This is a genomic window from Pyramidobacter sp. C12-8 (assembly GCF_002007215.1).
Classification (GTDB): Bacteria; Synergistota; Synergistia; order Synergistales; family Dethiosulfovibrionaceae; genus Pyramidobacter.
Window position 1 is genome coordinate 1 of record NZ_MUHX01000007.1, and the last position, 15415, is coordinate 15415.

Sequence of the window (15415 nt, forward strand, 5' to 3'; positions counted from 1 at the left end):
TCCGCGCCGAGATCACCGAACTCTGCGAGGCGAAACCGCTCTATCCCGGGCTGTACTAAGGAGGTAAACATGTTTCAATATCTATCTGAAATTACAGATGTCCTTTGGGGAACCCCTCTTACTATTTTGATGATTGGCGTCGGTCTGTATCTAAGCATTCGCACAAAATTTTTTCAATTTACAGGTTTTACGACTATTTATCGATTAACAGTCAATGAAATGTTCGGGAGAAATAAAAAGACGGATGATGACCATGCTAAACACTCGGGAATGCTGAAGCCTTTTCAGGCGCTCTCGACCGTTTTAGCAGGCACAATCGGGTCAGGTAACATTGCAGGAGTTGCTGCGGCAATTGCCGTAGGCGGCCCCGGGGCTGTTTTTTGGATGTGGATCATTGCATTTGTCGGTATGATCACAAAAATGGCCGAAGTGACCCTTGCGCTGGCATTCCGCAAAAAAGGGACAGACGGTGAGTTCTATGGCGGACCAATGCATTACATGCGCAAAGGCCTCAGCAAAGGCGGCAAAACACTCGCGGCTATCTATTCTGTAGCGTTACTCATCTATGTTATTACTGACGCATGCTTTATTCAGGTGCATACCTTGGCGGAAACAACACAGAGAGTCTTTCGTGTTCCTCTTCTCATTGCGGGGGCTGTAACGGTTCTCGTCGCAATCGTCATCATCGTAGGCGGCACAAAACGAATCGGTGAGTTCTGCGGCAAAATGGTACCGCCTATGTGCGTGCTTTACATTGTGGGAGCAATTGCAGTTATCATTGCAAACGCAAGTGAAATTTCGCATGCTTTCCAGATGATTTTCAAGTATGCCTTTGCCCCTACTCCCGCGGTAGGTGGATTTTTAGGCGCTACTACCTCGCTGGCAATAGGGCAGGGCGCAGCTCGCGGAATTTTCTCAAACGAAGCCGGCATTGGCACAGCCTCAACCGTCCACGCGACATCAAAGACGGATCATCCGGCGCATCAGGGCATGTACGGCATTCTTGAAGTGTTTATTGATACCATTATCGTATGTACGCTCACTGCGTTGGCAATTTTGACCAGTGGCGTATGGACCGGAGGAGAATCCGGCGTCAATCTGACCATCAGCGCATTTGAAACTGCATGGGGCAGCCAGGGGATTATTGTGCTGGGTATTGCCATCATCCTTTTTACATTTTCGTCGTATCTCGGATTCTTCGTTGAGTATCGTACCTGTATCGAAACGATTTTCGGGGAGAAAGCGGTTAAATATTTGCAGTGGTTTTTCTTCATACCGCCAATGCTTGCAGTCACAATGCAGGTAGAAGAGGTTTGGACAATGGCAGATATGGCAATCGGTTTCATTGTCATACCGAATATGATCGCGATAGTAATGCTTTCAAATAAATTTATTGCATACTTCAAAGAGTATAAACAGATTCTTGCAGGAAATACTGCAGAGAGAATGCCGTGGGGAGAATAGTCATGGAACTGAAGTAAGTCGGATAATATCGCATGCAGACAACATAAAAACTATGTCTTTTTCTTCCACGGAGCTGTATGTACACTCAAATAGCGGTGCAGGGAAAAGTCTAAAAGTAATGAGTAGTTTTCTCAGGAGGACTCTGCGACAGAGCCCCCTACGATTCAAACAGCATCACACTTCTAATTTTTAAGGAGGAATCACTATGGTCAGAACGTGTTTTGTGAGAAAGGCACTCGCCGCAGCAGCTGTCGTTATGATTTTGGGCGCCGGCACGGCTTCCGCCGCTCCGGAGTATAAGTGGCGTTTTGGGCAGACCTCGGTCCGTGCCTCGCAGGGCAAGTCCTACAAACTTTTCTGTGAGTTAATCAAGAAATACAGCAACGGCCGTATCGAAGTCGAGTTTTTCCCCGACAATCAGCTCGGGACTCTCAATGAGATCTTCCACGCCGTGCAGGACGGCGAAATCGAGATGTGCGGTTTCGCTCCTTACGTCAATCTCGTTCCCGGCGGCATGTTCAACTGGATGCCGTGGACCGTCGAATCGTGGGAAGAGTGCAAGATGGCTTTCTCGCGCCCCGACGGATGTCTCTACGTGCCTCTCGAGGAGTCCATGAAGGAAGTCGGCGTTCACATTCTGTTCACCGTTTCGCAGGGCTCCTACGGCATCGGCAACAGCGTGCGCCCGATCAAAACGCCGGCTGATTTCAAGAATCTGAAAATGCGTGTTTCTTCGTCGCTCGGCTGCGTCCGCGGCCTGCAGAACATGGCCGAGGGAACGGGTATGACCGTCGAAACCGTGCCGTGGGGCGATCTTTACAACGCCCTGGCGAAGGGCGTGGTCGACGGCTGCTGGGATATGTGGCCTTCGCTCGTGGAGGAGCGTCACTGCGAGGTCATGAAGTATTACACGTCTCTGGATTGGATGTGGGACGCCAATCAAGTCGTCATCAACGCCGAACTTTGGGCGAAGCTGCCCGACGATCTCAAAGCCGCGATCCGGAAGGCGGCCGACGAAGCCGAAGCCGATCAGTACGCCATCCAAATCGCCGAAGAGGACAATTTCAAAGAGTTCCTCAAGAAGCAGCCGAACTTCGAAATTTACTATCCGACCGAGGCGGAGCGCGCCGAGTTCCGCAACCGCGCCCGCAATCTCGACAACTGGAACGATCTTTGCAAGCCGTGGCTCGACAAGCACTTCCCCGGTCAGGATATGACCGTGAAGATTCTCGACCAGCTCCGAATCAACCGCGAAAAAGTATTAGCCGACAAGGCCGCAGCTGCAAAGTAACGATCAGTCTCACAAGGGGGCGGCCCGAAAGCCGTCCCCTTTTTTGAAGCAAGATCTCTGTGACAGAAAAGGCGGTGCATTATGAAAAAACTCTTTTCTTTCCTGCAGAAAACCGAATTCTTTCTCGGCTCTCTCGGGCTCCTGCTGGCCATAATCCTCACGTTCTGTCAGGTGGTAAACCGCTACTGGCTCCATTTCGAAATCATGTGGATCAGCGACGCGGCGTTGTACATCTTTATTTTCACTATTTATGTGGCGATTTCCTACGGAGCCGCCGTGAAGACGCACATCGCCGTCGACATCCTTTCCGACGTCTTGTGCAAGGACAGCCGGGCGAAACGCGCTCTGTTCGACATGGCGAAGAGCGCCGTCACCGTCGCGATGATCCTGGCCATGTGGAGCCCCACGCTGCGCGTCGTCAAACGCGCCTGGAAGCATCCCGAGTTCGCCACGCTGGTGCGCTGGTTCAACACGAGCTGGCTCGTGTATGCCATGGGCGTCATGATCGTGTTGAGCGTTCTTCATTACGGCTGGCATGTCTGCGAGGATATTTTCGAGTTGCAAAAACTCCGTTGGGAAAAAGAGGTGAAGGAGTAATGTTCGATCTCGGCACTTCCACAACTCTCGTTACGTTCCTCGTCGGTATCGTCGCGGGGCTGCCCATCGGCTGGGTTTTCATCGGCGCGACCGCCCTCGGCGTCATTCTCGGCGGCGGCACGATGACCTTCATCGCCAACTCCTTTTTCCATTCGCTCGACTCCTCGACGGTCATGGCCATTGCCTTTTTCGTTTTTTCCGGCGCTCTCATCGGCGAGGCCGGGCTGGCGGACCGCATCGTCAATTTTTCTTACGCGCTGGTCGGGCGCCTCAAGGGCGGCCTGACGGCCGTCGGCATCGTCGCCACGCTGTTCATGGGGGCGCTTACGGGGTCTTCGGTTCCCTGTATCGCCGCGCTGATTCCCCTGCTTGTTCCCAAACTGGAAAAATTCGGTTACAGCCGCGTCTACACGACAGCGCTGCTCTGCTCGTCCAGCTATCTGGGATATCTGATTCCGCCCAGCGTGCCGGCCATGATCTATTGTCTGCTGGCCGGACAATCGGTCGGCGCGCTGTTCCTTTCCACCGTCTTTCCCGGTCTGCTGCTGGCTCTCGGCTACTGCATCCTCAATTACCTTTACGTCGACAAATACACATCCTCCAGCGTTGAAGTCCCGGAGCTGCCCAAGACTTTTATCGCTTCCGTCAAACAGGTGTGCCACACCGGCTGGGTAGCCCTGCCGGCGCTGGGCTGTCCGGCGCTGATTTTGATCGGCATTTACGGCGGCATCTTTACGCCCAACGAAGCCGGCGGCATCGCGGCTATTTACTGTCTGCTGGTCGGCTGGTTCGCTTACCGCGAACTGACCTGGAAGCGCCTGAAAAAAGCCTTGTCCAGCACGGTCGGAACGTTCGGCATGACCACGCTGCTGTTGGCTGGCGGCACGGTTCTGACCCGTTACCTGACCCGGCAGGGCGTGGCTCAGCAGGTGGCGTCGGCCATGCTTTCGATGTTTTCGAGCAAGTACATGATTTTGCTCATGCTCAACGTATTCTTGCTCTTCCTCGGCATGTTCCTCGACGGTATTCCCATTCTCATTCTGGTCGTGCCGCTGGTGCTGCCCCTGATGACGGAACTGGGAGTCAACCTGGTCCACCTCGGCGCGATCATGGTGGTCAACGTCGGCATCGGTGTGATGACGCCGCCGTTCGCCATGTCGATCTTCGTCGGGTCGCGTCTGTCGGAAATCTCCGCGGCCGACCTGACGAAAGCGATGCTGCCTTTCCTGTTCTACGTTTCCATCCCCGTCCTGCTGCTGACAACGTATTTCCCTTTCCTGTCGTGCTGGCTGCCCGAGCTGCTTCTGGGCGCGAACGTCGTCGGCGCGTGGTAAACGGACGGCGGAAGCTTTAACTCACGTTCGAGAGAGTCTTGATTTAAATTTTTTGAGGAGGGAAGGCAATGACGTACGATCTGTTGCTCAAAAACGGCATGTGCTATGCCGGCGACGGCAAGGAAGGCTTTCGCGCCGACGTGGCAGTCAAAGACGGCAAAATTGCCGCCGTCGGCAGCGTTCAGGCCGAGGCACGCCGCACGATCGACGCCGCGGGGCTGGCGGTGGCTCCCGGTTTTATCGACACGCACAGTCACTCCGACCTGGTGGCTCTGGTCGAACCCGAAATCGCCAATAAAACGACTCAGGGCGTCACGACGGACATCATCGGTCAGGACGGGATGTCGCTGGCTCCCGTCGTGCCGGAATTTCTGTCTTCATGGGAAAAGACGATGGCCGGGCTGGAGGGACAGTACTCGGTCGACTGGAAATGGCGCTCCGCCGAAGACTATCTGAAACGCCTCGACGCGATGCCGCTGGGGCCCAATCTCGCCTACCTGGCGCCGACGGGCAATATCCGCATGTGCGTAATGGGTCTTGAGAACCGCCCCGCCACGGCCAGCGAGATCGACATGATGAAGGATCTGCTGGAAAAATGCATTGGCGCGGGCGCGGTCGGCCTCTCCACAGGGCTCATCTACCCTCCCAGCAACTATATGACGGAAGATGAGATCGCCGCGGTCACCAGCGTCCTGACCAAATACAATTTGCCGTTCGTCATTCACCAGCGCAGCGAAGCCGACGACATCCTCAACTCGATGGACGAAGTGTTCCGCATCAGCCGCAAGTCGGGCTGCCCCATTCATTTCTCGCATTTCAAAGTCTGCGGCATGAAGAATGCCCATCTCTTCGACGCCGTCATGAAAAAGCTCGACGAAGGGGAAAAAGATATCCAGCTTTCGTTTGACCAGTACCCTTACGCCGCCGGCAGCACCACGTTCAGCGTCATTCTGCCGCCGTGGGCCCACGACGGAGGCGCGGAAAAATGTCTTGCCCGTCTCGCCGACAAGGACGCCCGCGCGCGCATGAAGGCCGACATCGCCAAGGGGATCCCCGGCTGGGACAATTTCGTCGATTTCGCCGGCATGGAAAACATTTTCGTGACGTTCGTGAAGACGCCGAAGAACGCCGACCTGGTCGGCAAGAATATGATCGAGATCGGCCAGATCCGCGGCAAAGATCCCTTCGACGCCTCGTTCGATTTGCTGCTCGAAGAGGAACTGGCGGTCGGCCTGGTGGACTTTTACGGACTGGAAGAGCACGTCGAGGCCATCATCGCGCATCGTCTCCAAAATCCTTGCACCGACGGCATTCTCGGCGCCCGTCCGCATCCGCGCGTATACGGTTCGTTCTCGCGCATTCTCAGTCGTTACGTGCGCGAGCGCAAACTGATGACGCTGCCCGAAGCGATCCGCAAGATGACCTCCCGTCCCGCCTCCATCTTCAAGCTGAAAGAGCGCGGTTTACTCAGGGAAGGCTATGCCGCCGACATCGCCATTTTCGATCCCGAGACGGTGGCCGACAAAGCGACTTATACCGATCCCATGCAGTACTCCGCCGGAATTCCATACGTCGTCGTCAACGGCCGGCTGGTTGTCGACGGCAATCAAGTCGTCAAGGGGAAAGCGGGCAAAGTGCTGCGATTCTATAAGGAGTGATTTTTTTCAGGCGATAGCGACGGAGCGTTCCATTCGCGCGTAACAAGTCCGGCGTCTTTCGTATTTCATCACAAGCCAAGAAGGAGGCAAGCGATCATGTCGAAATTTTTAAACTGGCTGGCCGGCGAGCTTTGGGGCTGGCCCATGATGATTCTCATCTTCCTGTGCGGTCTGATTTTCGGTTTGGGGACGGGCTTCTTTCAAATCCGCAAGCTTCCTTACGTCCTCAAAGAAACGCTCGGCAAGTGCTTCAGAAAGGACGCGCTCGAAGGCGAAGGCACGATCACGCCGCTGCAGGCCGTTTCTTCGGCTCTCGCCGGATGTATCGGCAACGGCAATATCGCCGGAGTGGCGACCGCGATCGCGACCGGCGGTCCGGGAGCCGTTTTCTGGATGTGGATCATGGGCCTTTTCGGCATGATGACGAAATTCGTCGAGGTCGTTCTGGCCGTTCATTTCCGCGAGCAAACGGAGAGCGGCGCCTTTTACGGCGGCCCGATGTACTACATCGAAAAGGGCATGGGTAAAAGATGGAAGCCGCTCGCCATGTTCTACGGCGTGATGATGATCGTCGGGGCCCTCGGCACCGCCGTATGGGTCCAGCCTCACACGATGGCTTCGGCCCTCAAGAGCACTTTCGGTATCCCGCCCCTGGCCACCGTCGTCTGCGCCGTCATTCTCACTGCGCTCGTATGCTTCGGCGGTTTCAAACGCATCGGGCGTTTCGCCGAAAGTATCATGCCTTACTTTGTCGTCGTCTATACCGTATTTTCGCTCGGGGTTATTTTTACGAACATTGCGCGACTGCCCGAAGTGGTCGGCATGATCTTCAAGTACGCTTTCAACCCCCATGCGGCCGTCGGCGGTTTTGCCGGAGGCACGATGATCCTCGCCGTCCGGTACGGCGCGGCGCGAGGCGTTTTCTCCAACGAAGCCGGACTGGGAACGGCTTCGATGGTTCACGCCACGTCGATCACCAGGCACCCCTGCCAGCAGGGTCTGTACGGCATCGTCGAAGTTTTCGTCGATACGATCGTGATGTGTTCGATGACCGCGTTCGTTATCCTGCTTTCGGCTCCCGACGTGTGGAGCGGCGGTTTGAACGGCATCGCCCTTACCATCTCCGCATTCGATACGCTGTACGGAAAATTCGGCGCGTGGATCGTCTCCATATCCGTCATGCTCGCAGCTCTCACGACGATGATCGGCTACTACTTCGAATACAAGACGTCCGTCGTTTATGTCTTCGGCGAAAAAAATATGGGTATCTTCAACGTTTTCTGGCTGATCCCGCCGTTCGTCGCCGTGACGCAGGACGTCGATCTGGTCTGGACGATCGTCGACATTTCAACCGGCATCGAAGGCATCCCCAACATGATCGCCATGCTTGCGCTCGCGCCTATATTTTTCAAGGTTTACAAGCAATGGACTAAGGACAACAACTTATAGCCAGACTCAATAATTACGCAGAAAAACCGAAACCATTCATTAAACGTTCAAGGAGGCTTTTCCCGATGAGTGAAAAATGGCAGGACGAATTGGTCGAACTGGTTCGCGGCATGATTCGCTGTCCCAGTCTTTCCGGGCACGAGGACAAAATCGCCGATTTTGTCGAAAACGCGATGAAGCGCTTCGGCTTCGACTCCACCGAACGCGACCGTTACGGCAACGTTTCGGGGCGCATGGTATTCGGCAAAGGCGGCAAAAAGCTGCTCTTCGAAGGCCACATGGATCACGTCGACATCGCCGACCGCTCCAAATGGACTCACGATCCTTTCGCGGCCGAGATCGTCGGCGGGCGCATGTACGGCCGCGGCACGAGCGACATGAAGGGCAATCTGGGCGCCGCAATCATGGCGGCCAGACTGCTCAAAGAAAATCATGCCGAACTTAACGGAGAACTGATCGTCTGCGGCGGCGTGCACGAAGAATGCTTCGAGGGCGTCGCTTCCGAGGAACTGGGGATCCGCTGGAAGCCCGACTGCGTGATCATCGGCGAGGCTTCGTCGCTGAATCTGAAACGCGGCCAGCGCGGCCGCGCCGAAGTGGTTCTGGAGACTCTGGGGAAATCCGCCCACTCGTCCAATCCCGAGGTCGGCCTTAACGCCGTAAAGACGATGGCGCCGCTTCTGACCGCCATCGAGCGCGATTTCAAGCCTAAAGAGCAGCCTGTGCTCGGCAAAGGCATTCTCGAACTGACCGACATCATTTCCTCCCCTTATCCCGGCGCCAGCGTCGTGCCCGAAAAGTGCCGCGTCACGTACGACCGGCGTCTGCTCGTGGGAGAAACCGACGCCGAGGTGCTGAAGCAGATTCAGGACATCGTCGACGCGCAGAAGAAGCTCGATCCCCGTCTGGACGCCAGAGTTTATCTGGCTACCGGCACGGAAAAGTGCTACACCGGCGAGACGATCTCCGCGACGCGCTACGCGCCCGGTTGGCTGTTCCCCGAAGACAACTGGTTCGTCGCGGCGGCGCTGGAAGGGCTGAGGAACGCCGGATTGAATCCGGAATTCTCCCATTACGCTTTCTGCACCAACGGCAGCTATTACGCCGGCAAGGCGGGGATCCCCACCGTCGGCTTCGGCGGCTCGCTCGAATCGCTGGCCCACGTGGTCGACGAATACATCGAGATCGACCAGCTCTGCAAGGCCTGCGAAGGCTATCAGGGCATCGTCCGCGCCGTTCTTCGCTAGAGGCACGTCATGGCTTTCTACACGCTCAAATGCGCCCTCTGCGGGCGCGAATTCCCCGCCGAAAGCACGTTGAAAACGTGTCCCGACTGCGGGATCCACGGCACTATGCACGTGCTGTACGACTACGACGAAGTGAAAAAACAGATCGACCGCACCTCTCTGGCGGCGGATCCGCGTTTCAGTCTTTGGCGCTACGAAGCCCTGCTTCCGATGCGGAAAAATTCGCGCCGCCCCACGCTTCAGGTCGGCTGGACGCCGCTCTACGATATGCCCCAGATCGCGTCCGAATACGACGTCGGGCAGCTTCTGATCAAGGACGACGGACGCAATCCCACGGCTTCGCTCAAAGACCGCGCCAGCGCCGTCGCCGTAACGCTCGCCGCGGAGCTAAACCGCGACGTTCTCGCCTGCGCGTCGACGGGCAACGCCGCCAGTTCGCTCGCGGGTTTCGCCGCCAACATGGGATTGAAAAGCGTGATCTTCGTTCCGGAAACGGCGCCAGTCGCCAAAGTGACGCAGCTGCTCGTGTTCGGCGCACGGGTGTTCCTCGTCAAGGGAGATTACGCCGCAGCGGTGCGGCTGGCGATCGAGGCCATCGAACATTACGGCTGGTACGACCGCAACTGCGCGATCAACCCGTTCCTCGTCGAAGGGAAAAAGACCTGCGCGATGGAGATCGCGGAACAGTGCGACTGGGACGTCCCCGACAAAGTTTTCGTCTCCGTCGGCGACGGCTGCATCGTCAGTTCGACGTACAAGGGTTTTTACGATCTGTACAAGATCGGCGTCATCGACCATATTCCTCAGATCATCGGCGTTCAGGCGGAGGGCGCCTGCCCGATCCACAGGGCGATTCAGGAGGGCGCCGATAAAGTCGTATTCGGCCCCTCGCACACGATTGCCGACAGCATCGACGTGGGCGCGCCGCACAACTGGGCGAAAGCGCTTCACGCGATCCGCGCTTCTCATGGGAATACGACCGCCGTCAGCGACGCCGAGATCCTTTCCGCCGTCGCCGAACTGCCGCGAAAAAGCGGCGTGTTCGCCGAGCCCGCGGGAGCGACGGCCTACGCCGGTTTCGTCAAATTCGCTCGCGAAAGACGTCTCAAGGCGTCGGACCGCGTCGCCGTGATCATTTCAGGCAACGGCCTCAAAGACGTCGCCTCGGCGCAGAAAGCGGTTCCGCCGGCTGCAAAAGTCGCCCCAAACATGGAGGAACTGATAAAAATTCTCGGCTGACGGCGTTTTTGCCCAAACGACTCATCCGCGGCATTTTTATACGCTTCGGCGTTCCCCCCAATTTTATTTATTAAGGAGAGACTCAAAATGTACGACCAAATCAACCTGCTCGTCGACAAGGAAAGACGAAAGAACGGCATCGAGCGCGCCAAATCGCGGCATATCCTCATCCCCACTTTCCGCCAGATGAAAAACCCCGACAAGGAGACGCCGGCGAAAGTCAAGGAAGGACTGAAAGAAACCGGCTTGTGGGACGTCAATCCGCTGAACCTGTTCCGCATCACCTGGAAGAACGAGCCCAAAACTTCCGGCGGGCTCTACGGCGGCGTCAACTTCATCGAGTTTCCCAGCTCGCTGACGGGAGTGAAGGCGCGCATTTTCGCTCTCGTCGGCAAATGGTTCCCCACCGGGGCCCACAAAGTCGGCGCAAGTTTCGGCTGCCTTGTACCCCGTCTTGTCACGGGACAGTTCGATCCAACCCGCGATTGGGCCGTCTGGCCTTCGACGGGCAACTATTGCCGCGGCGGTGCGTACAACTCCCAGCTGCTCGGCTGCCGCTCCATCGCCATCCTCCCCGAAGGCATGAGCAAGGAACGCTTCGACTGGCTCCGCACCGTAGCCGGCGAGATCATCGCCACGCCCGGCACGGAGAGCAACGTCAAAGAAATTTACGACAAAGTCCATGAACTGCGCTCGACCCGCGACGACGTGGTGATCTTCAACCAGTTCGAGGAGTTCGGCAATTATCTGTGGCATTACGAAGTTACGGGCGGCGCGCTCGAAGAAGTGGCGAAAGGCTGCATGCGCCCGGGCGACCGCCTCGCCGCGGCCGTTTACACGACCGGCTCCGCCGGGACGATCGCCAGCGGCGACTATCTGAAACAGATCTGGCCCGGCATGAAGATCGTCGCCAGCGAAGCGCTGCAATGCCCCACCTTGCTGCGCAACGGCTGGGGGGCACACCGCATCGAAGGCATCGGCGACAAACACGTGCCCTGGGTACACAACGTGCGCAACACGGACATGGTCACCGCCATCGACGATAACGACTGCATGGCACTGATCCGCCTGTTCAACGAACCTGCCGGTCGCGAATTCCTCCGCCGCGCGGGAGTGCCCGCGGCCCTTACGGAACAGCTGGATCTGCTGGGCATTTCCGGCGTCGCCAATTTGCTGAGCGCGATCAAGGCCGCCAAGTACTACGAAATGGACGAGCACGACGTCGTTTTCACCATTCTTACCGACTCGATGGAAATGTACGGCTCGCGCCTGCAGGAACTCGAAGCGGAATTCGGGGCGTACGGCGCCGTTAACGCCGAAGTCGACTTCGCGAGCCGCCTGCACGGGCAAAAAAGCGATAATGCGCTGGAGCTCACCTATCCCGAACGCCTGCGCGTCCATAACCTGAAGTATTACACATGGATCGAGCAGCAGGGCAAAACCAGCGAAGAACTGCATAGCCAGTGGTATGACGCCGACAATTACTGGGGCGAGATCCGTACCATGGCTCCGAAGATCGACAAACTCATCGAAGAATTCAACGTCGCGACGGGACTGAATTAATCGCTCCGCCCGAAACGGCGGGCCGCGGATGGAAAAGGCCGAAAGCCTCCGCTCCGCGTCCCGCCGTTTTTATTTGAAGAAACGTTTCTCCCAAACATTACGAACTTTTATTTTTTGCCCTGTGATTTTACAAAGGTATTTTGTGTATCTTGTCCGTAAAAATGTTATACTTGTTTCTGTTGCATATCGTATATAAATCCTCTACGAAGCGGCAAAAAGCGCGCCGCGGGATCAGGGCGAGCGGTACAGCACAAAATTCAACGACAGCCAGGGAAAAAACAATGCCTATTCCTCAGAGAAAACAAAAATTCATACGCGAGAGCGCCAAAGAGAAAATCTACAGGACCCTCCAAAGCTGGATCGTCAACGGCACCATGAAGCCCGGGGAACGCATCAGCGATCAGGAAATCGCCGAGTATTTCGACGTCAGCCGCACGCCGGTGCGCGAAGCGCTGCAGCGTTTGTCGGAGCAGGGACTGGTGTATGTCGAGCCGTCGAAGGGGACGCACGTCTCCCCGCTCGACGAAAACAACACGTTCACGATCTACGAAGCGCTGGCGCTGCTTTCAGGCTGCGCGGCGCGGCTCGCCTGCCAGAAGCAGAAAAACGGCGACATACAAAAACTGCGTGAATTGAACGCCGTTTTTCAGAAAGCAATCGAAGCGGGAGAAAATCAGAAACTTGCCACCTTCGACAATCAATTCCACGGATATCTTTTGGAGATGGCTGACAACGCTTACATCTCTGATATAATATACACGTTGACGCTTCACGCCAACCGCTGCGAAAATCTGTATTTTGAGAGAGGCCCCGACAAGATGGCGTCCGTACGCGAGCACAACGCCATCATCGACGCCATCGAAGCGCACGAGCCGGAGGCAAGCGGCCGTTACGCCGAAGAAAACTGGCTCGGCTTTTACCACCGGCGTCTCGCCAAGATACTGTAAGCGCCCCGCGTTTCGGCTTGAAGCTTTACGAGCGGTAAAGAAACATAATTACGGCGTCGCAACGATCAGACGGCCGTAAAATTCATTCAGAAGGGTTGGGGTTCACATGTCCTACACGTCCGATATCGAGATCGCGCAGTCAACGCCTATGCTTCAGATCGAGGAAGTCGCCCGCGGCGCGGGGATCGACGGGAAGTATCTGGAGTTCTATGGCCGCGCCAAAGCCAAGATCGATTACGTCAATCTGCTGAAAGACTGCCCGCGCCCCGACGGCAAACTGGTGCTGGTCACGGCCATCACGCCGACGCCCGCCGGCGAAGGCAAGACGACGACCACGGTCGGCCTGGCCGACGGCCTGCGCAAGATCGGCAAGAACGTGATGGTGGCGCTGCGCGAGCCTTCGCTCGGGCCCGTCTTCGGCGTCAAGGGCGGCGCGGCCGGCGGCGGCTACGCCCAGGTCGTGCCCATGGAAGACATCAATCTGCACTTCACCGGCGACTTCCACGCCATCGGCGCGGCCAACAACCTTCTGGCCGCCATGCTCGACAACCACATCCAGCAGGGCAATTCTCTCGACATCGACACGCGCCGCGTTATCTGGCGGCGCTGCGTCGACATGAACGACCGCCAGCTGCGCAGCATCGTCTGCGGGCTCGGCGGCAAAGCCAACGGCGTGCCGCGCGAGGACGGCTTCGACATCACCGTCGCGTCCGAGGTTATGGCCGTTTTCTGTCTCGCGTCCGGCATCGACGACCTCAAATCCCGCCTGGCGCGCATCATCGTCGCCTACAGCCGCAGCGGCAAACCCGTCACGGCCGGCGACCTGCACGCTCAGGGCGCCATGGCGGCGCTGCTGGTGGAAGCGCTCAAGCCCAATCTGGTGCAGACGCTGGAGCACACGCCCGCCTTCATCCACGGCGGCCCGTTCGCCAACATCGCGCACGGCTGCAATTCCGTCATGGCCACGCGCCTGGCGCTGAAGATGGGCGACTACGCGATCACGGAGGCCGGATTCGGCGCCGACCTGGGCGCGGAAAAGTTCCTCGACATCAAGTGCCGCTTCGCCGGGCTCAAGCCCTCGGCCGTCGTTATCGTCGCCACGGTGCGCGCGCTCAAGCATCACGGCGGCGTCGCCAAGGCCGAGCTGAACGACGAGAATCTGGCCGCGCTCGAAAAGGGGCTGCCCAACCTGCTGCAGCACGTGGAGAACATCACCAAGGTCTACAAGCTGCCCGCCGTGGTGGCGATCAATCGTTTCCCCACCGACAGCGAGGCCGAGCTGAAACTCATCGCCGACAAATGCCGCGAGCTGGGCGTCAACGTGGCCCTGTCGGAAGTCTGGGGCAAGGGCGGCGACGGCGGCGTGGAGCTGGCCAAGGAAGTGGTGCGCCTCTGCGAGCTGCCCAACGATTTTGCCTACGCCTACGACCTCGACATGACCATCGAGCAGAAGCTCGACGCCATCGTCAAAAAGATCTACCGCGGCGACGGCGTCGTCCTCACGGCCAACGCCCGCAAGCAGATGAAACAGTTGGAAGAACTGGGCTTCGGCAATCTGCCCATCTGCATGGCCAAGACGCAGTACAGCTTCTCCGACGATCCCACGCTGCTGGGCGCGCCCCGCGGTTTCGAAGTCACCGTGCGCAACCTCAAAGTCAGCGCCGGCGCGGGCTTCATCGTGGCGCTGACGGGCGAGATCATGACCATGCCCGGGCTGCCCAAGGTCCCCGCCGCCGAGCGCATCGACGTCGATTCCGACGGCAAAATCTCGGGGCTGTTCTAAAAAACTCGGGCGGACTGCGTGAAACAGTCCGCCCTTTTTTCAAACGCGCCACGCCGGCGCGAAAATGTTCCACGTGGAAATTCACCCCGTCACACCAGTAAATACCGGACATCAGATTATATGTTTCTTTTCAAATTCGAATGACCGTACGAAAAAAAGGAGAACCCGTCCCATGAAGATGACCGAAAAATCCTGCGCCGATTTCGTCGCCGTCCTCGCCACCAAAGCTCCCGTCCCCGGAGGCGGCGGCGCGTCCGCGCTCTGCGGCGCGATCGGAACCGCGCTGGGCAACATGGTGGGCAGCCTCACCGTCGGCAAGAAGAAGTACGCCGCCGTCGAGGATGAGATCAAAAGCCTGCAGGCCAAATGCGACGCGCTGCAGGCCGACCTGCTGGCGCTGGTGGAACAGGACGCCGAGGTCTTCGCGCCGCTGGCCGCCGCTTACGGCCTGCCCAAAGACACGGGAGAACAGCGGGCGGAGAAAGACCGCGTCATGGAAGCGGCGCTGGGCGCCGCCTGCGGCGTGCCGCTGCGGATCATGGAGAAATGCTGCGAAGCCATCGGCCTGATGGCCGTCTTCGCCGAAAGGGGTTCGCGCCTGGCCGTCAGCGACGCCGGCGTGGGCGCGGCCCTGTGCCGCGCGGCGCTCGAAGGCGCGGCGCTGAACGTGTTCATCAACACCAAAGCCATGAAAGACCGCGCCAACGCTGCCGCCATCGACGCCCGCGCCGAAAAGATGCTGGCCGGCAGCCGCGGCCGCGCCGACAAAATCTACGAAACCGTCATGAATTCCCTGCGCGCCTGACGCGCCTGTCTCAAAAACAACGGCAACCACGGAGGAAC

12 protein-coding genes are annotated in these 15415 nt (G+C 57.8%); all 12 read left to right on the forward strand.

What is annotated here, in order from left to right:
* Nucleotides 1–69 precede the first annotated feature (69 nt).
* The 12 genes from B0D78_RS03865 (at nt 70) to B0D78_RS03920 (ending at nt 15377) form a co-directional block, all read left to right on the forward strand.
* Nucleotides 70–1464, forward strand: a complete 1395-nt coding sequence (locus B0D78_RS03865; protein ID WP_078015677.1) for an alanine/glycine:cation symporter family protein — start codon at nt 70–72, stop codon at nt 1462–1464.
* Nucleotides 1465–1669: 205 nt separating this feature from the next.
* Complete coding sequence (locus B0D78_RS03870; protein WP_078015678.1) at nt 1670–2755, forward strand: TRAP transporter substrate-binding protein; 1086 nt, start codon at nt 1670–1672, stop codon at nt 2753–2755.
* Between the two features lie 81 nt (nt 2756–2836).
* Nucleotides 2837–3352 (forward strand): TRAP transporter small permease, encoded by a 516-nt coding sequence (locus B0D78_RS03875; protein WP_078015679.1) that lies wholly within the window; start codon nt 2837–2839, stop codon nt 3350–3352.
* Nucleotides 3352–4686, forward strand: a complete 1335-nt coding sequence (locus B0D78_RS03880; RefSeq protein WP_078015680.1) for a TRAP transporter large permease — start codon at nt 3352–3354, stop codon at nt 4684–4686. Before B0D78_RS03875 ends, B0D78_RS03880 begins: the two co-directional genes overlap by 1 nt.
* 68 nt (nt 4687–4754) lie before the next feature.
* Nucleotides 4755–6344, forward strand: coding sequence for an N-acyl-D-amino-acid deacylase family protein (locus B0D78_RS03885; protein ID WP_078015681.1), 1590 nt, complete (start codon nt 4755–4757; stop codon nt 6342–6344).
* A gap of 96 nt (nt 6345–6440) precedes the next feature.
* Nucleotides 6441–7793 carry an alanine/glycine:cation symporter family protein gene (locus tag B0D78_RS03890; RefSeq protein WP_009165967.1) on the forward strand — a complete coding sequence of 451 codons (1353 nt, stop codon included), beginning with the start codon at nt 6441–6443 and terminating at the stop codon, nt 7791–7793.
* Between the two features lie 65 nt (nt 7794–7858).
* On the forward strand, nt 7859–9040 hold the full coding sequence (locus B0D78_RS03895; RefSeq protein ID WP_078015682.1) for a YgeY family selenium metabolism-linked hydrolase: 1182 nt from the start codon (nt 7859–7861) through the stop codon (nt 9038–9040).
* Nucleotides 9041–9049: 9 nt separating this feature from the next.
* A complete protein-coding gene (thrC, locus tag B0D78_RS03900) occupies nt 9050–10279 on the forward strand; it encodes a threonine synthase (RefSeq protein ID WP_078015683.1) in 1230 nt (409 codons plus the stop codon).
* An 87-nt stretch (nt 10280–10366) separates the two neighbouring features.
* A complete protein-coding gene (locus B0D78_RS03905; RefSeq protein ID WP_078015684.1) occupies nt 10367–11842 on the forward strand; it encodes a pyridoxal-phosphate dependent enzyme in 1476 nt (491 codons plus the stop codon).
* A gap of 281 nt (nt 11843–12123) precedes the next feature.
* Entirely contained in the window at nt 12124–12789 is a 666-nt protein-coding gene (locus tag B0D78_RS03910) for a GntR family transcriptional regulator (protein WP_009165972.1), read from the forward strand.
* A 106-nt stretch (nt 12790–12895) separates the two neighbouring features.
* A complete protein-coding gene (locus B0D78_RS03915) occupies nt 12896–14572 on the forward strand; it encodes a formate--tetrahydrofolate ligase (protein WP_078015685.1) in 1677 nt (558 codons plus the stop codon).
* A 172-nt stretch (nt 14573–14744) separates the two neighbouring features.
* Nucleotides 14745–15377 carry a cyclodeaminase/cyclohydrolase family protein gene (locus B0D78_RS03920; protein WP_078015686.1) on the forward strand — a complete coding sequence of 211 codons (633 nt, stop codon included), beginning with the start codon at nt 14745–14747 and terminating at the stop codon, nt 15375–15377.
* Nucleotides 15378–15415: the final 38 nt, after the last annotated feature.